The 17,937-nt window shown below is 41.6% G+C and carries 17 protein-coding genes; 13 read left to right on the top strand and 4 right to left on the bottom strand.

The annotated features are described in order from the left end of the window. Positions 1-25: 25 nt before the first annotated feature. Positions 26-382: a DUF4189 domain-containing protein gene (locus tag PseudUWO311_RS10175; RefSeq protein WP_142655139.1), complete on the bottom strand. Its 357-nt coding sequence runs from the start codon at positions 380-382 to the stop codon at positions 26-28. Positions 383-556: 174 nt separating this feature from the next. Further along, entirely contained in the window at positions 557-913 is a 357-nt protein-coding gene (locus PseudUWO311_RS10170) for a DUF4189 domain-containing protein (protein ID WP_142655138.1), read from the bottom strand. Between the two features lie 486 nt (positions 914-1,399). On the opposite strand from PseudUWO311_RS10170, the gene ruvC reads away from it, so the two are divergent. Continuing rightward, complete coding sequence (gene ruvC / locus PseudUWO311_RS10165; RefSeq protein ID WP_142655137.1) at positions 1,400-1,867, top strand: crossover junction endodeoxyribonuclease RuvC; 468 nt, start codon at positions 1,400-1,402, stop codon at positions 1,865-1,867. 34 nt (positions 1,868-1,901) lie between these two features. Here the strand turns inward: ruvC and PseudUWO311_RS10160 are convergent, their stop codons facing one another. Beyond that, the gene (locus PseudUWO311_RS10160; protein ID WP_142655136.1) at positions 1,902-2,930 is read right to left on the bottom strand and encodes a DMT family transporter; all 1,029 of its coding nucleotides are present in this window, start codon (positions 2,928-2,930) and stop codon (positions 1,902-1,904) included. 330 nt (positions 2,931-3,260) lie between these two features. Here PseudUWO311_RS10160 and PseudUWO311_RS10155 point away from each other — a divergent pair, with 330 nt between their 5' ends. After that, on the top strand, positions 3,261-5,270 hold the full coding sequence (locus PseudUWO311_RS10155) for an amylo-alpha-1,6-glucosidase (protein ID WP_142655135.1): 2,010 nt from the start codon (positions 3,261-3,263) through the stop codon (positions 5,268-5,270). A gap of 72 nt (positions 5,271-5,342) precedes the next feature. Here PseudUWO311_RS10155 and PseudUWO311_RS10150 read toward each other — a convergent pair whose 3' ends face one another. Continuing rightward, positions 5,343-6,584: a Zn-dependent hydrolase gene (locus tag PseudUWO311_RS10150; RefSeq protein ID WP_142655134.1), complete on the bottom strand. Its 1,242-nt coding sequence runs from the start codon at positions 6,582-6,584 to the stop codon at positions 5,343-5,345. Between the two features lie 181 nt (positions 6,585-6,765). On the opposite strand from PseudUWO311_RS10150, the gene PseudUWO311_RS10145 reads away from it, so the two are divergent. The 11 genes from PseudUWO311_RS10145 to PseudUWO311_RS10095 all read left to right on the top strand — a co-directional run bounded on the left by PseudUWO311_RS10145 (position 6,766) and on the right by PseudUWO311_RS10095 (position 17,649). Further along, positions 6,766-7,464 carry a GntR family transcriptional regulator gene (locus PseudUWO311_RS10145; protein ID WP_142655133.1) on the top strand — a complete coding sequence of 233 codons (699 nt, stop codon included), beginning with the start codon at positions 6,766-6,768 and terminating at the stop codon, positions 7,462-7,464. A 108-nt stretch (positions 7,465-7,572) separates the two neighbouring features. Then, positions 7,573-8,400, top strand: coding sequence for a YaaW family protein (locus PseudUWO311_RS10140; RefSeq protein ID WP_142655132.1), 828 nt, complete (start codon positions 7,573-7,575; stop codon positions 8,398-8,400). Between the two features lie 128 nt (positions 8,401-8,528). Next, on the top strand, positions 8,529-9,173 hold the full coding sequence (locus tag PseudUWO311_RS10135; protein ID WP_142655131.1) for a chorismate lyase: 645 nt from the start codon (positions 8,529-8,531) through the stop codon (positions 9,171-9,173). A 155-nt stretch (positions 9,174-9,328) separates the two neighbouring features. Continuing rightward, entirely contained in the window at positions 9,329-9,808 is a 480-nt protein-coding gene (coaD, locus tag PseudUWO311_RS10130) for a pantetheine-phosphate adenylyltransferase (protein WP_142655159.1), read from the top strand. Positions 9,809-10,058: 250 nt separating this feature from the next. Then, positions 10,059-10,658, top strand: coding sequence for a GerMN domain-containing protein (locus tag PseudUWO311_RS10125; protein WP_142655130.1), 600 nt, complete (start codon positions 10,059-10,061; stop codon positions 10,656-10,658). Positions 10,659-10,713: 55 nt separating this feature from the next. After that, positions 10,714-12,285: a glycoside hydrolase family 3 N-terminal domain-containing protein gene (locus PseudUWO311_RS10120; RefSeq protein WP_142655129.1), complete on the top strand. Its 1,572-nt coding sequence runs from the start codon at positions 10,714-10,716 to the stop codon at positions 12,283-12,285. 2 nt (positions 12,286-12,287) lie between these two features. After that, on the top strand, positions 12,288-12,944 hold the full coding sequence (locus tag PseudUWO311_RS10115; RefSeq protein ID WP_142655128.1) for a methyltransferase domain-containing protein: 657 nt from the start codon (positions 12,288-12,290) through the stop codon (positions 12,942-12,944). Positions 12,945-13,077: 133 nt separating this feature from the next. Continuing rightward, positions 13,078-14,502 (top strand): D-alanyl-D-alanine carboxypeptidase/D-alanyl-D-alanine-endopeptidase, encoded by a 1,425-nt coding sequence (gene dacB / locus PseudUWO311_RS10110; protein ID WP_190303452.1) that lies wholly within the window; start codon positions 13,078-13,080, stop codon positions 14,500-14,502. Then, positions 14,502-14,987 carry a hypothetical protein gene (locus PseudUWO311_RS10105; protein ID WP_142655126.1) on the top strand — a complete coding sequence of 162 codons (486 nt, stop codon included), beginning with the start codon at positions 14,502-14,504 and terminating at the stop codon, positions 14,985-14,987. Before dacB ends, PseudUWO311_RS10105 begins: the two co-directional genes overlap by 1 nt. A 388-nt stretch (positions 14,988-15,375) precedes the next feature. Then, on the top strand, positions 15,376-16,155 hold the full coding sequence (locus tag PseudUWO311_RS10100) for an MlaE family lipid ABC transporter permease subunit (RefSeq protein ID WP_142655125.1): 780 nt from the start codon (positions 15,376-15,378) through the stop codon (positions 16,153-16,155). A 57-nt stretch (positions 16,156-16,212) separates the two neighbouring features. Next, positions 16,213-17,649 (top strand): tetratricopeptide repeat protein, encoded by a 1,437-nt coding sequence (locus PseudUWO311_RS10095; RefSeq protein ID WP_142655124.1) that lies wholly within the window; start codon positions 16,213-16,215, stop codon positions 17,647-17,649. Positions 17,650-17,937 lie beyond the last annotated feature (288 nt).

The following is a 17,937-nucleotide window of genomic DNA, read 5'->3' as shown; positions in this document are numbered from 1 at the left end:
TTTTTTTGGAATTAAAGACTTTACTTTAGCGATCAGTACAAGCCCAAACAGCGATCTCGCAACTGCCATTACCGCAACTCGCTAGAGCATTGGCTTGAGCTAAGTCTTTGTCAACATTCCAAGCCCAGCCTAAGTAGCCGCCGCCTTTGGCGACAGCACCACAAGCATTAGCAAACCAAACTTGGACATCACAGCTACTACCGCAATTGGCAAGCGCCGCATATTCTGCTTCTGCTCGACTATCATAGTTGTAAGCATAGCCATAAGCACCATTAGCACCAGTCGCTACTGCGCCATATTTGTCTCCAGCAAACGCAGCTCCAGCACCAACGCCTTCAATCAAAAGAAAAGCTGCTGCTATAAATCCTAGATATTTTTTCATTTGTTCTCCAATTTGAGATTAGGTAATTAGCCAAGCTTAAATAAAATTAAAATCCAAAAGATCCTAACGCTTCAAAAACGAGGTGATTTAATTCTTTTGACCTCGTTTTGCGGATATACATCCTAGTTTGTCAATGAGCCAACGTTATTTTTGGAGGCATGTCTTAGTCAAAAACTAATGATCAGTACAAGCCCACACTTGGATAGCGCAGCTACTATCACCACAGTAACCAAGGGCATTGTTTTTAGCAGTTGCTTCGTCACCAGCAGCAGCCCAACCAAAATAGCCACCACCTTTAGCGACAGCAGCACAACCATTGCTAAATGTAACTACTTCTGTACAACTTCCCTCACATGCAGAAAGTGCATAAGCTTTTGCATCTTCTCCATTATCAAAGTTATAAGCCCAACCATAAGCCCCACCAGGTCCAGTAGCGACAGCACCATATTTGCCTCCTGCGATCGCAGACCCAGCACCAACGCCTTCAATTAAAAGAAAAGCTGCTGCTATAAATCCTAGATATTTTTTCATTTGTTCTCCAATTTGAGGGGAAGTTTTTTAACAATTAGATGCTTCATTTGAATGAATCGACTATTCCCATGCCCTTGTAAATTGTACCCATCAAAAAAAGATTTCTTTGCACTTTAAAAAATTTTTTCAAATAGTTACATTCGAGAAGCCCTGCAATAGATTTTGTGTTTTTACTTGTGATGGGTTGGACAGTATAGCGCTTTTCAAGCAAGCGAGGTACAAAGGTTTGTTTCCCCGCCGAAGGCGGGGAAACAAACCCGTACTTCACTAGACTGAATAAACGCTATAAATTACGGCAAAGTTTATTTTTTTATCGAAAATTGCTGTTATTACTATACTTTTGTCGTAATTTTCTCGGAAATTATGACAAAAGATTTTTGAAAGTGTTGCGTTGCAACACTTTCAAAAATCTTTTTGGTTCGAGTTTGAGTTCAAAGCCTAGCAATTGCGATATATCAGGATTTGAATTCTGGTAAGATTATCTGTATGAAAATTTTAGGAATTGACCCAGGATTAGCAATAGTTGGGTTTGGTTTAATTGAGGTTGAAAAACCTGCTACACCAAAACTATTAGAATTTGGCACAATCGTCACACCCAAGCACACACCAATCGGCGATCGCCTCAAGACTATTTATGAGGATATGCATACTCTAATTGAGCAGTTTCAACCACAAGTGGTGGGAATGGAGAAGCTATTTTTTTATCGGATGGGAAACTTAGTTAATGTGGCTCAGGCTAGGGGCGTAATTGTATTAGTTCTCAACCAACACAATATCGAACCGATTGAGTTTTCACCTCCGCAAATCAAGCAAGCGCTTACGGGGCACGGTAATGCAGACAAAAGTGATGTACAGGAAGCCGTGAAACGAGAACTCAGTCTCGATACGATTCCACGTCCTGATGATGCTGCGGATGCGATCGCGGCGGCACTCACTTGCTGGTTAATCGCTTGATACTAAATATCAAAAATTACTCGAAGAATTTAGTCTATACACCTTTGAAACCCGCTTCCATATCAATAGCGATCGCAGAATGAGTTTGTTGTCCCTTCGCTTTTTTATTCTGCACCCATGCACCCACATCCCCAAGCATGATTCCCAAAAGGATGAATCCACCGCCAACATATTGAGCAATATTGGGAGCCTGACCAACAATAAAGTAGGAGCATAAGATTCCCGCAATTGTACTAAAAGCGCTAGCTAACGTGACATCAATAGATTTTGATTTCTTTAAGCCAACGATCCAGCATAACTGCCCGCCAACAACAATCACAACACTATAAATCAGCATCCATTGCCATAAAAAAGGTGAAAAAACATCGATAAAATGCTCAAAACCAAATAGCACAATTACGATCGCACCAAAGATTAAAGTCCCGATCAATGTCCTGAAAACCCTGAAAAAACCGAGAGGAATATTAACCAGTTGAACATCACTAAGAGTAGAAGCGATCGCTAATGCAATTGCGGCAATGACAGTTAAAATCTCTCCACTCGCAAACACTAAGCTACTACTTGACTGAAGTAGCATAATCAAAGCCACACCAATAAAAGTTGCGATCGCACCCGCTATATCCCAAGTATTTGCTTTGGCTTTAAGAATTAAAACTGATAACGCTAAAATTAGAGCTGGCTCAATTCTACCAACTAAAATCACATTGTTAATTGCAGTTCTGTCTAGAGCCGTAAAGATCAATGCTGGAGCCAATGCACCGCTTAGGAGCGTGACAACAGTTAAGAAAAACCAACTTTTTAAGTTGATGTTTTTTAACTGTTTCATGTTCCATTCTCGATGGTACAAGAAGATTAAGACACCTAATTCGCAGATATTTCCAACAAATAGACTATTGCAAAAGGAAATCGGATTTCTGCCATCAATTAGATGTGTATCACCAAGATCGTGCAATTTACTGGCAATCGCATTAGATGCACCAAATATAAGAGTAGCGATCGCGAGGAACCACCTACCAACTGCGCGATCTTGGGAATTAGGAATTTCAGGAAATTCTTGAGCCATTGTATATCTATATATTGATATTAGAGTTGAGCCATGAAGAGGAAATAATTATATCTCTGCTGAATATTTAAACCCATGTTTTAAGACAATCTCTAAATAATTTTTTGCTGAGGATAACCCTATAAAAACACCCAAAACGTTTAAGCAATCTTTTATCGCAAGTACAGGTATCGATTAACTAAATCTGTTAGGGTGATACCCAAACACTAAAAGGCTTAGCCATTAAGTGTTTTTAAAACCCTTACTGGGTTTATTTTTTAATTCACAGAAGTGTCGTCACACTTTTGTGAATTGGTATGAATTGAGATCCATGCAGAATACATAAATAAAATGAGCATCAATTTTGGAAGAGAGATTTGTGGCGATCGCACTAAGTCAGAAGAATATGAATGGCTAGTGACTAATGGTATTGGTGGCTATGCCTCTGGAACGATCTCGGGGATGCTGACCCGCCGTTATCATGGCTTATTGGTAGGCGCACTCAAACCACCATTAGAGCGATCTCTCTTGGTCTCCAAATTAGATGAAACTATAAAATATAGAGGTCAGCATTATCCTCTTCATACTAATCGTTGGTCAGATGGATCTGTGGAACCAACTGGTTATCAAAATATTGAAGGTTTCGCATTAGAAGGAAACATACCAAAATGGAGCTTTGCTTGTGCTGATGCGCTACTCCAAAAGCGGATATGGATGCAACATGGACAAAATACTACCTATATTCAATACACTCTAGAGCGTGGTAGTTCTCCAATGATGCTCTCAATTCAAGCATTAGTTAACTATCGTGATTACCACGGCAATACCATCGGTGACAATTGGCAGATGCAAGTTGATCGTATTGAGAAAGGAGTCTGTATTAGGGCTTTTCCGACTGCAACTCCATTCTATTTATTTAGCGATCGCGGTGATTTAACGCTTGCACATGATTGGTATAAAGGATTTTACCTCGCGATAGAACGAGAGCGTGGATTAAGCGATCGCGAAGATCATCTTCATGTTGTTACTTTTGATGTAAAACTGGAAGTAGGAGAAGCTTTAACTATTCTTGCTAGCACTGATGCGAGTGCTTCCTTAGATAGCAAAGTTGCTTTACAACTGGCGCGCGATCGCGAAACAAAGCTTTTAGAGACTTGGCACTCTTTTTATTCCTTAAACTATTTCTCCAAAATCTCAACTCAGTCAGCGCCAGATTGGATCAAGCAGTTAGTGCTAGCCGCTGATCAGTTTATTGTGGATCGTCCTGAGCTAGATAATGGCAAAACGATTATTGCTGGATATCACTGGTTTTCTGACTGGGGAAGAGATACGATGATTAGTCTGTCAGGGTTAACGTTAGCAACGGGTCGTCCAGAAATAGCGCGTTCCATTCTACTTACCTTTGCTCAATATCTCGATCGCGGAATGCTTCCTAATCGCTTTCCTGATGTCGGTGAGAAGCCAGAATACAATACGGTCGATGCCACACTTTGGTACTTTGAGGCAATCCGTGCCTACCATGAGGCAACTGGAGACGATCAACTATTAGAGCATCTCTTTCCTGCTCTAGAAGAAGTTATCGATTGGCATTGCCAAGGTACTCGCTACAACATCCATCTCGATAGTGACGGCTTGCTCTATGCAGGTGAGTCAGGAGTGCAACTAACTTGGATGGATGCCAAGATTGGTGACTGGGTCGTCACGCCTCGCATTGGCAAGCCCATAGAAATTAATGTGCTTTGGTATTGTGCTTTAGAGACTATGTCCGCGATCGCTCAGAAGATTGGCAAACCCCATGATCGTTATGAGAAACTCGCAGATCAAGCCAGAATTGGATTTCAACAGTTTTGGAATCCATCAACTGGCTATTGCTATGATGTCTTAAATTCAGACGGCACAGCATGTCACGATGATACTCTACGCCCCAATCAAATCTTTGCCGTATCTCTGCCTATTTCGCCCCTATTAACTGAAGTTCAACAAAAAAGTATTGTTGAGGCATGTGGGCGATCGCTACTCACTTCCTACGGATTGCGATCGCTATCTCCCGATCATCCAGACTATTGCGGACATTATGGCGGTGACTCATATCAACGAGATAGCGTTTATCATCAAGGAACCGTATGGGGCTGGCTGCTAGGCGCATTTATACGGAGCCATCTGCGCGTCTATCAAAATCCCGAACAGGCTCATGCAATACTCCAGCCAATGTCTCATCATATGCAAGCTGGAGGTTTAGGCAGTTTGAGTGAGATCTTTGATGGTGATGCCCCGATGCGATCGCGTGGTTGTATTGCTCAAGCTTGGACTGTTGCCGAGGTTCTACAAACTTGGATATTCATCGAGAACTCCAAAAGATGAGAAGCGGCGCTTCTCATCTTTTGGGCAAAGCGCCTGCTAAGCAGGCGCTTTGCCCTTTTTGGAGTTTAGTTTTTATAGAGTTTTATCGATCGCTAAAAGCGTATGTAACAAAACATTTGCTCCCTGAGCGCATTGCTCAGGCGAAGTATACTCATCCTGCGAATGACTAATCCCATTAAGACTTGGCACAAAAATCATGCCCATACCCGTAAAACGTCCAATCTCTTGAGCGTCATGCCCTGCGCGACTAGGTAAGTAGTCATAACTGAGTTTGAGTTCTTCACAAACCTTCGCGATCGCTTCCATTAGTTCGGGTTTGGCGGGAGTTGGCAGCACATGCAACTTCTGCTCAATGGTAAATTCTGTACCTGTATTTTGGGCGATCGCCTCACATTCTTTCTCAATCTGCGAGATTAAATATTGTAAATTCTCTTCGGAGAGGTCGCGCAAATCGATGCTCATATTTACACGGGCTGGCACAACATTAGTCGCGTTAGGCGAAACAGTCATATGTCCTACAGTCGCTACTTGTTCGCCCTTCGTTTCCACCCCAAGGCGATTGATTGCTAATACCAGTTGAGAAGCTGCTACGAGAGCATCTTTTCGCATATTCATCGGCGTTGTCCCAGCATGGTTGGGACGACCAATAATTGTTACCATAAAGCGATATTGACCGACGATACCTGTAACTACGCCGATTTGTTTATCTAATGCTTCAAGTACACCGCCCTGCTCAACATGGAGTTCGATAAACGCCGCAATTTCATGGTGATCGCGTTTAGCCGTATGGAGCTGATCCCAATCACCACCAACATTTTTTAAACAATCTTGAATCGATGTGCCATCTTTACGGCGGTAACGTTCTGAATCGGTGGGAGCGTTGCCTGCGATCGCTTTACAGCCAATCACACTATTTTCTTCATCGGAAAAAACTATTACTTCAAAGGGATGACGCAGCCGTATCTGGCTTTCTTGAAATACCTTCGCCACTTCGATTCCCGCCAAAACGCCGAGACAGCCATCGAACCTCCCTCCAACTGGTACTGTGTCAATGTGCGAACCTGTCGCCAAAGCTGCTGTTCCTGATTCTGTTCCTGCATAAGTACCGATGATATTGCCAACAGCGTCACTTCGTACAGACATGCCTGCTTCTAGCATCCAAGTTTTTATTAATTTCCGAGCTTGCCTATCTTCTTCAGAAAAAGCGAGCCTACATACTCCACCGTTTGGCAGCTTGCCAATTGTTGCAAGTTCAGCAAGACTGCGATCAAGGCGATCGCAATTGATCGCTAATTTTGGGAGTATCGCTACCATGACTCAGATTATTCCTTGAAGATATGTTAAGTAGATTATGAATACAATATACTGTATACAATGAATTTGTGATTTTTTTGAATTACGAATTACGAATTACGAAGTATGCAGCTACATAATTCGTAATTCGTAATTCGTAATTTGCTATAAATTGTTCATGCAGACTTTAGGAGATTTCTGATTGTTGCTCTCATCACCTCGTCCTATTCAGCGTCCTCTATCCTTGCGTGAGCAAACCTATCAGGTTTTGCGCTCAGCGATTTTGTCAGGGGAACTTTTAGCTGGCTCTCGTTTGGTAGAGACCCAAATTGCCGAGAAATTGCAAGTTAGCCGCACGCCGATTCGTGAAGCTCTACAGCAGTTACAACAAGAGCAGCTTGTTATAACTGATGAAAACGGCAATCTGCGAGTGGTTAGCTTCTCCATCGCTGATGCTAAACATCTCTATCGTTGTCGCTTGGTACTAGAGCAAGAATCAGTATTAGAAGCCTGTAAAAATGCCACTGATGAGCAGTTAGCAAAAATTGAATTGGCGATTCAACAAGCAGAAAAAGCGATCGCCCAGCAACCAAATCAACTGACAAGCTACCAGTTACTACATATCGATTATCAATTTCATCGCGCGATCGTTGAATGTTCTGGTAATCCTTGGCTAGCACTTTTATTAGAGCAGCTATTCGACAAGATGGCATTATTGCGGATGCAGACAGTGCAACAAAATCTCAAGGTTTTAGAGATCCGCTCGGAGCATCGTCAAATTTATGAAGCGATCGTACAACGTGATTATGAAGCGGCTTTCACAGCTCTTAGCAATCACCTAATATCCAGCCAAGCCAGAGTTATCCGTGAAATCGAACAACTGCAAAGCCAACAGACTTAGAACAAGGAAAATTCTGAATAATTTTTCCTTTTAAGTAATTAGTACTAGAATCTTTTAAGCTTAAGTAAGCTTGAGATACTGTTCGTTACAAAATCAATGGATGGGGCAATGGACGAGTTAAGCAATGTACTAGCGTTGGCAACCGATGAAGAGTTATGCCAAATTGCGGATATCCTTTTTCGGCGCAAGTTCAATCCCCTTGATTATTTTGCGACTCCGCCAGTTAAAGAATTACAAAGCTGGAATCGCGATGAACAGATCGAGGCGATCGCAAAGCGTTTCAAATTTCTAGCCGCCGATGGACTGACGGTTTTGCGGCGCAAAACTGGTAATGTCAGCTATCGAGAAGTCCTAGAACGGGTATGCCAACACCTAAATATCAAATATTCTAAAAATCAAACCATCGAAGATATCGAATCAGAATTATTTCTGAATTTAATTAGCAATTCATGGAAAAAACTGTCACCTCAAGAACGTTCCAGCATTGATGATTCGATGCAAGCAGCGCTCACTGAGTCAGATTTGCAAAAGTCCTTGCCCCTTGATGCGCAGCGCAATCCTATGAGTTTATTAGTCAAAGGCGGCAGCGCGATCGCAGTTAGTACTGTAATTCGTTCGGCGGTACTAACTGCGATCGCAAGACAGATGGCGTGGCATTTTGCATCGTATCAAGTTGGTTATGAGGTACTTAAAGCTGGCGGGACTGCGATCGCTTCTCGTCTAAATGCTTATGTCTCTACCTATCTTGCGAAACGGGGAATGGCGGCAGCAGCTACTCAATATACGGCGGCGCGGACTGTGTTTTCGGTGATTACGCCTGCGCTCTGGGGCTTGTTTTTTGCTGATTTAGGTTGGAGGGCGATCGCCACTAATTACGGACGAATTATTCCTGCAATTTTCATTGTTGCCCAAATAAGATTACTGAGAATGTCTTGATTGTCAATGAAGAGTTGCGCTGCAATGCTCTGTTGGTGATTGCAAACAAAAAGAAACTCACTAAGTGAGTTTCTTTTTGTTTGCACTACAATAAACAATATGTTACGGATTGTTAAGATAAATCCTGTATGAAATTATCATCTCCTCTAAGCACATCCACTCCTACAAATTTGTCTCTTGATAGGAGAATCATCTCAGCATGGAATCGCATCGAAGAACCGATGTGGCAAGGCAGCGAAGCCGACATTCGCAAAGGTTTGCCGTTTAACTTGCTATCTCCAAATTGGCAGATGTTCTTAATGGGCGATGGCGCACCAACTCGCCATTTACAGCTATTGACTCAATCAGAAATTTCTGTGGATGTAGTTGCCATGACTCCAATCGGAGATAGTGATGACAATGCGCCATCAGACATTACCGCGATCGCAGCACCTCGAATTCGCCGTCAGATCTTTTTGCGATCACAGCAAACGGGCGAGATATTCTCCCATGCAACCTCTTGGTGGTCTGAGGCAACGATGCAAAAATATCTCAAAGATCCTTCACTGCCAATTTGGGTCAGCCTTAACCAAAAGTACACAGAGCTTTATCGAGATCTTAAAGGTATTTATAATGGACATTCTCCCAATTTAGCTGAAGCTTTTGGCTATCCTGAAATTGACACTTATTGGGGCAGACATTATTTGTTGTGGCATGGAGGCGAACCTATCACCATGATTTATGAAATCTATTCGCCCGCGATCGGTAAATATCTTGGTTCCAGCAGCCTGTAAAAATAGAAGCCTTTATCAATCAAACGAAAGAAGTTTTTGAAAGTGTTGCTTTGCAACACTTTCAAAAACTTCTTTCGTTTGGATTTGAGCGCAAAGCGCTGACAGACAGTGCTTTGCGATATATAATCACAGTCTGTAGATAGTTGGTGAATGCATTGATTGCCATTTATCCTGGTAGCTTCGATCCCATTACTTTTGGGCATCTCGATATTATTAAGCGCGGTAGTCATCTATTTGATCGCGTGATCGTCGCTGTTTTACGTAATCCTAATAAAAATCCTCTATTTACGATGGAGGAAAGAATGATCCAAATTCGTCAAGCAACTCAACATTTAGATAATGTTGATGTTGACACCTTTACAGGGCTAACTGTCACCTATGCACACCTCAAGCAAGCACAGGTTTTAATTCGAGGATTAAGAGCTGTTTCAGATTTTGAATTGGAACTACAGATGGCACATACCAATAAAACTTTGGCAAACAACATCGAGACGGTTTTCCTATCGACTTCCAATGAGTATAGTTTTTTGAGCAGTAGTGTGGTTCGTGAAATTGCCCGTTTTGGTGGAGAGATCGGGCATTTAGTCACAACTGAAGTTGCGATCGCCCTAAGACAAAAATTCCAGCAGCCCTAATTTTTCATTGCTACGTTCAGCAGGTGATCTGATTTGAAGGGGCGGGTTTAGTTGACAATTCTTTGCTAAAAGCAGGGTGCGTCTGCAAAACCCGCCCCTACAAGACTATTCTCGACAGTAAGTATTAATAGGACTTCTGACTGACATCTTTTTGCACTTTAAGCTGCTATAAAATAGATTAAGGAGCTAATTCGTGTTTGTTTGCGTCAATAGTGTTATGCAAACTTAATCAACGATGAAGAGCGAAATTATGAAAATTCCAGTTTTAAGCAAAAGTACTTGGTTTGGGCTAGTAGCGGCGGCGGTTGTCGGCGGTTCTGGTGCGGCGGTGCTTGTGCATGGCACTTTTAATAATCAGCCTAATCCCCAATCATCAGTACCAGCTAGTATCAACCAAGTAACCCAATCACCACCACCTGCAACCAGAGCCGTGGATAGTCAGTTGGCAATTTATTGGATCGAGTCTAGTAAAAATAAACTGATCGCAGTACCGATCGCCATTAAAGCCAAAAGCAATGATGAAGCGATCGCGTCAGTAATCAACATGCTGATTACTGAAAAACCTCCTGAATCGCAACTTTACAGTGCCATTCCCGCAAATACGAAAGTATTAAGCGCAACGACAAAAAGCAAGGAAATTCGGATTAATTTATCTAAAGCTTTTACTAGCGGCGGTGGCTCGGCATCCATGCAGGGTCGGATTATTCAAGTTTTATACACAGCAACGACTTTAGAACCCGATGCAAAAGTCTTTTTGTCCGTTGAAGGTAAACCGTTAAAACTTATCGGCGGTGAGGGGTTAGAAGTCCCACAACCAATGACCCGCAAAGATTTTGCACTAGATTTTTAGTAATGTGCGGCGCTTCGCGCCGCACATTACTACCCATGATAGTTTGTAGTTAATTATGTCGCCAATCAACTTGCCTGATATTGATAGCCTTAGCCTCATTGAGCAAGTTTCTCAAATGGTGGTGGTTCGCGCTTGCGGGATGCTTTATGATCACCAAATCGAGTATCCGCAGTGGGAATTACCCAGTGCGAAATTGCAAACTTTGATCGGTGAATATGGGGTTGGCGGTGTAATTTTGCTTGGGGGTAGTGCACCAGAGGTTGCCCTGAAAACGCAGCAAATTCAATCATGGGCAAAAGTCCCTTTGTTGATAGCCGCAGATATTGAAGAAGGAGTTGGACAACGCTTTAGCGGTGCAACATGGTTCCCGCCACCGATGGCATTGCAAGCAGTGTCCATGAAATATGCTGAGGCGATGGGAAAAATCACGGCGGAGGAAGCTTTAGCGATCGGCATCAATTGGTTACTTGCACCGATTGTTGATGTCAATAATAATCCTGAAAATCCTGTAATTAATGTGCGAGCTTTCGGGATTACTGCTGGTGAAGTGATGGGAGCAACAAGGGGATTTATTGCGGGTGCAAAGCAATATCCTGTACTGACCACCGCCAAACATTTCCCAGGACATGGGGATACATCGGTGGATTCTCATTTACAAACACCAACACTACTTCACGATCGCCAAAGATTTGAGAATGTTGAGTTTCCGCCTTTTGTCAATGCAATTTCGGCGGGTGTTGATGCGATTATGAGTGCGCATATTTTAGTGCCAGCGTTAGATCGCAAAAATATCGCTACCTTGTCGCATCATATTCTGACAGGGATTTTGAGAACCGAATTAGGCTTTGATGGGATTATTACCACAGATGCACTGATCATGTCAGGCATTGCAAATTTGGGTAGCCCTGAAGCGATCGCTGTGCAGGCAGTAAAAGCTGGTGTGGATATTTTACTGATGCCCGTCGATCCAATCGCTACAATTCATGCAGTCTGCGCAGCAGTAGAATCCAAAGAAATAAATCGAGATCAAATACGAGATTCAGTCCAAAGAATTTGGAAGGCAAAACAGAAAGTATGCGGTATTCCTCCTAATCTAAAAAAATTAGGTAATCCTCTGAATCTTGGAATTGCTAGGTCAATCGCCACAAAGTCCATTAATGTTTATTCCGCGCTCTCAAATCTACAACCTGACAATGTCAAAGATCATCTAGCAGCAAATTATTTAAATTTGATTATTGTTGACGATCCACTGACCTGTGAAGAGTTCCTTAATGCGCGATCGCCCGCTGTATTATTGCCAAAGAACAATGGCTATCAGCGTATTGTGGCAGATGGATTAACCTTATCCAATCTAAAATGTGCCCAATTTTCGCAAATCTTTATCCAAATCTTTAGTCGAGGTAATCCCTTCCGAGGCAACACCAACCTACATGAAAAGACTAAAAATTTAATTGCCGAATTGATTTTAGAAAATAAATTGCAAGCTGTCGTTCTCTATGGAAGTCCCTACGCCTTAGATCAATTGTTGCCTTTATTACCAATTCAAATGCCTTGGGGCTTTGCCTATAGTCAGCAACCAGAGGCGCAGGAGGCAGTTTTACAAAAGCTAGGATTTGGTCAAATCTAAATATGGCAATTTTATTTAGGTTATTTAGGTTTACTTTGATTGCTTTCGTCACATCATCAACCTTGTTTGCTTGCAATTCTCCTTTTATTCATAACCCGCCGTCGTCAAGCAATCAATTAGAGAGTAAACCATTGCCATCTCCCCCGCCCATAGCGGCTAAAGACATAGAGCCAGAGCGCATTCCCGATGCTCCATATTTACAAACGCCGCCAGAAGTAGTGCTAAAAATGCTTGAGTTGGCAAAGGTAGACAAAGCTGATGTTGTTTATGACCTTGGCAGTGGCGATGGCAGAATCGTAATTGCTGCTGCCCAAAAGTTTGGCGCAAGAGCCATCGGCATTGAGATAGATCCTGAATTAATTAGAGAATCTGATCGAGAGTCAAAATTAGCGATCGCCAAAACACCAGAAATTCGCGATCGCATTCAATTCATTAAACAAGACTTTTTTAAAACAGATTTACGTGATGCAACCGTAATTACGCTATATCTTCTACCACAAGCAAACCTTCGTGTACGCTCCGAAATTTTACCTAAATTAAAAGCAGGAACAAGAATTATTTCCTGTGAATATGATTTAGGAGATTTACCACCTAATCAAACTGAAAAAATTAAAGTTGGTAATCGTGAATATAGTATTTATCTATGGATTTTAGGTTGATAAATTATTCTGAACATTTGATTGGCGTTGCTTTACACTGTTTTTTCTTGTTTTTTATGCTAATCTGTTGCCAATCTTGTTCTAGTCAGTTTGTCCATTGAGAACCACAATATTTACTAAGATCGTTCTAGTTGTGATTTCTTTAATTACGGCTTTTCCTGCTCAAGCACATAACGATCATGTCTGTCCTGCGCAGTTACAAAAAGAGGTAGAAAGAGTTGCTCAGTCGCCTAAATTGCAACCATCGCGAGTTGGTGTATTTGTGCAAACTAATGAGACTAATCCACAAGTATTAGCCAATCTTGACGGCGATCGCTACTTTATTCCATCATCTAATGCCAAATTATTTATAACTGCGATCGCGCTAAAAACATTAGGAGCAGACTATCGTTTTGCCACTCGTTTAATGTCACACAATTTGCCCAATAGCAAGGGTGAATTAGAAAATGGACTATGGCTTGTTGGCTCAGGCGATCCTAGTTTTCGCTCGGCAAACGGTTTAAAATCGCTCGTAACACAACTTAAGAATAAGGGCGTAAAGCGGATCAATGGTGGAATTTGGACATTGACATCTCGCAAGGGTGCGGAAGTTGCAGGTAGTTGGGAATGGTCGGACTTACAGGAATACTATGCAGCGATCGCATCTCCCTTCACGATTAATGAAAATGCGATCAACTGGACTATTAGCCCTGACACAAATGGTAACCCTGCAATTTTTACATGGGAAACGCCTGAATTAGCTAGGGATTGGCGAGTACAGAATCAAGCAATTACAGGTACTTCTGATTCAAAGTACAGCTTAAAAGTCGTTCGCCCCTATGGTCAAAAAGTCCTAATCATCTCTGGGGTAATTCCTGAAAAGTCAGAGCCAGAACTAGGTGGCGTGGCTATTCCCGATCCAGAGGCTAATTTTTTGGATTTATTGCGTCAGGAACTAGCTGCCCAAGGCATTTCGGTTTCTCGTAATATTTCTACTAATACTTCCAAAAGGCTTCCACCTAACCAAGATTTAGCGATCGCCTACTCACTGCCACTCTCTCAATTAATCATTACCACCAACAAGGACAGTAATAACCTCTACGCAGAATTACTACTAAGAGCTTTAGGAGATCGTCTTAAAGAAAATATGCCCGATGACAATTTACTAGTTGGCATGATCACGATTAACAAGTATTTACAATCTATCAATACTCCTCCAGCCTATACCTTACTAGCCGACGGTTCTGGACTATCCCGTCGCAATTTAACAACTCCCAGAGCGATCGTTCAACTTTTGCAAAGTGTGGCTAACGATCAGAACTTTCGCAAATCTTTGGCTATCTCCAATGTCGATGGCACATTGACTAATCGATTTAAAAATACTTCGGCACAAGGGTTAATTCAAGCCAAGACAGGAACATTAACGGGTGCGATCGCATTGTCAGGATATGCTAATCCTCAAAATCATCGTGAAGTCATTTTCAGTATCATCATTAATAACAGTAATCTTCCGTCAAGGGATTTGCAGAAATATATTGATGAGATAGCTTTATTATTAACTCGCCTTGAACCCTGTTAATGAAAAAATCTACTGCTCAAAAGAAACTCCTATTCATTGCTTTTATAGCTTTAACAATAGGAAGTATTGTCACAATGATTGTGTGGTCTCTACAAGACCCATCGCAAACAAATTCTTCTGATGCTAACCCTGCTCTATGTCCAACCATGTCAGACAACTTAAGTAAATCCAAGAGTTTGAAGTTTCACCCTATCAAAGTTGTTGCTGAACCTTGGCGTGGGGAGCACCATGTTTACTCCATCTTTGCTTTACCTTTGCAGTACAAAGAGATCTATCATCGTTCTCAGCTATTGGTTAAGGATACCGATACCCCTTGGGATGTCACTCCCACCGATGGACTTAAATATGGCGAGATAGCCCCTGAAGACTCCTTTTTAGTAATTGGATTTTTTCCTACTCGTCTGACTCTGTGGTATTTGGTAAGTGGTCGTTTTGGCGAACTGAGACAGCCCTGCAATTGGACTCTTCATCTTTTCCCTAGATAAAACCCTAAAAGAAAAATCGCCCGCTACGCGGGCGATTTTTCTTTTAGGGTTTTACAGCGCTTTGCGCTCAAACCCGAACAAGAAAATTTTTGAAAGCATTGCAAAGCAATGCTTTCAAAAATTTTCTTGTGTTTTTTTATTTGATCGGAAATTGCTATATTTTTTATTACGCCGAGGTACTTACATTTGGTGTCAGCTATATAAACTGTCACCAAATGAATTAGGACATAAAGCCCAAGAATTGATTGGTGGCGCAGAGCACCGCCAATCAATTCTTGGGCTTTGATTTGTCTTAAGACAAGTGACTGTAGCTATAATTACGAAGGCTAAGATAAAAACAACCAAAAATATTCGCCGCTTGTTAGTGGTGATGTAGGAAATTGAAAACATGGGAAATTTTGGCAGTTGGCTAATTAAGCTGGGGCAAAGTTGTTTACTGATCGGACAAATCATCACCCATGTTTTGATCTATCGCCGCTTCCATTGGCGTAACACGATCGAGCAAATGTCAATTGTTGGAACCGAGTCTCTGCTGATTACTTTGATTACGGCTTCCTTTGTTGGAGCTGTATTTACAATCCAAGTAGCGCGAGAATTTATTAACTTCGGCGCACAACAGGCGATCGGGGGGATTTTGGCGATCGCTTTAGCCCGTGAGTTAATTCCTGTACTGACAGCAGTAATCATTGCAGGACGCATTGGTTCAGCATTTGCGGCAGAAATTGGCACAATGCAAGTAACTGAGCAAATCGATGCGCTCTATATGTTGCGAACAAATCCTGTGGATTATCTAGCAACCCCTCGTGCGATCGCCTGTTTATTAATGTTGCCTGTCCTCACAATTTTAGGCTTTTTAACTGGTATGGCTGGAGGCTTATTTTTATCTCAAGCCATGTACGCCATTCCCTACAACATGTTTCTCAATTCTGTGCAAAATTTACTCAAGCCTTGGGATTTAATCGCAGCCCTGATCAAATCTAGTATCTTTGGAGTGTTAATTGCTGCGATCGGGACAACTTGGGGATTGACCACCACAGGTGGTGCAAAGGGTGTGGGCGAGTCAACTACCACCGCAGTTGTTACCGCCTTACTAGCTATCTTTATCAGTAATTTCTTCCTGTCATGGGTATTCTTTCAAGGTATCGGCTCATCCCTGACTGGTTCATAGTAACAATCCATAAAAAATTTAGGGCGCAAAGCGCTCTAACTGAATACGCAATAAATAATGAACTTTAGCTTCAGCTTTTTTACTCCTAACGTAATAATTTTTTGCAGTTGGATTTTTTCAGTCTGTTTACACGAATGGGCGCACTCAATCGTTGCTTATTTTGGGGGAGATATCTCTGTAAAACAAAAGGGATACTTATCCTTCAATCCCCTTGTCTACATTCATCCTGTTACTAGTATCCTTTTACCGCTTGTGGTGCTATTAATCGGTGGAATACCTTTAACTGGCGGGGCTGTATATATCGAGCAAGCAAGCATTCCTAGTCGATTGATGCGATCGGCAGTTTCCCTAGCTGGACCAATTGCCAATATTATCTCGGCTCTTTTGTTTGCCATAATTTATCGTTATGCGCCCTTAACACCAATAGTTTTAAATGCATTAGGCTTCTCAATTTTTTTGCAGTTTTATGCTGCCATCCTCAATCTACTCCCAATACCATCTCTAGATGGATTCGGCATCATCGAACCTTGGCTTGCCCCATCTCAGAGAACATACATAAGAAGTCTCGGTTTTAACTTTGGTTTTATATTCTTACTAAGTCTCTTAATACTTGTTCCCAATTTTAGCAAAAGTATCGTTGATGCATCTCTGAAAGGAACTGTGGCATTGGGAGTAACATTACGAGCAGTTGGAAATGGGGCGGAGATATTTTCAGGAAGTAATAGCAAAGCAATTTTTGGCATATTGATATTAGTAATGACAGTAGGCTTTTACTTTCATCACTACATATTTAATGCCCACTTACGACATTTTCAGAATGGTTATAAATTTTTCGCAGCAGGTGAGTTCCATAAAGCGCTGAAAGCCTACGAAGATTCTGTTGAACAAAACCCAAATTTCTTTGAAGGATGGAAGCAAATGGGGCTTGTTTTACATTTACTTGGTCAATATGAACAAAGCATAGCTGCTATCCAGAAAGCAATCAAACTTGACCGAAGCGACTGGTCGCTATATCTCTTTAACGGAAACAGTTATTCAAAGTTAGGGAAATTTGCCAAGTCTGCTAATGATTTTTCTACAGCCCTTAAATTGTCACCGAACAAATATGTTGTATACAATGATCGTGGTCTTACTCTCGCAGAACAGGGTAATTACCAACAAGCGATCTCAGTTCTCACTACAGGTATCCAACTATCAACAGACAGTCCTATGATTCTTGCTTTTTCTTATAACAATCGTGGATATGCATTTTACCTTAAGGGTGATTTTGAATTGGCTCTGATTGATATCAATAAGTCATTAAGCATAGATTCAAGCCATTACTATGCGTACTACAATCGCGGACTGGTCTACTTGGCAAAAGGATTAAATTCTGCGGCAAAAGAGGATTTTGTTCGATTCGTTGAACTATGTCAAACTCCTCAAAACAAGTATTCATTCCAAGTTCAAGAGTTACTCGAAAAAGCTAACTTACAGCTACAAAAACTTACATAATTCTTGCAACAATTGATTAATCAATTAATTACAGCAAGCTCTGTGATGAGTAAGCATGGAAACACTGAGATGATATCTGTCTCAATATAGCGATATCGCCTTGCAGAATCTGAATGGTTAATTTGCGGTACTATAAATCTAGACTTCAGCCAAAAGAATCGATTCATATGCATTGAGATCAGTTATTGTAGAGTTGTCTAGATGTGATGTGATTGGATTAGACGAGATCGCTATATTATAAGTATCAATAAGTTTTATTTAAGTAATCGGGTATTGTAATGATTGCTA

The sequence above is a fragment of the Pseudanabaena sp. UWO311 genome, assembly GCF_006937785.1.
In the GTDB taxonomy this organism is placed as follows: Bacteria; Cyanobacteriota; Cyanobacteriia; order Pseudanabaenales; family Pseudanabaenaceae; genus Pseudanabaena.
Note: the sequence above shows the minus strand (reverse complement) of the source record. Positions and strands in the feature narration are given on the sequence as shown.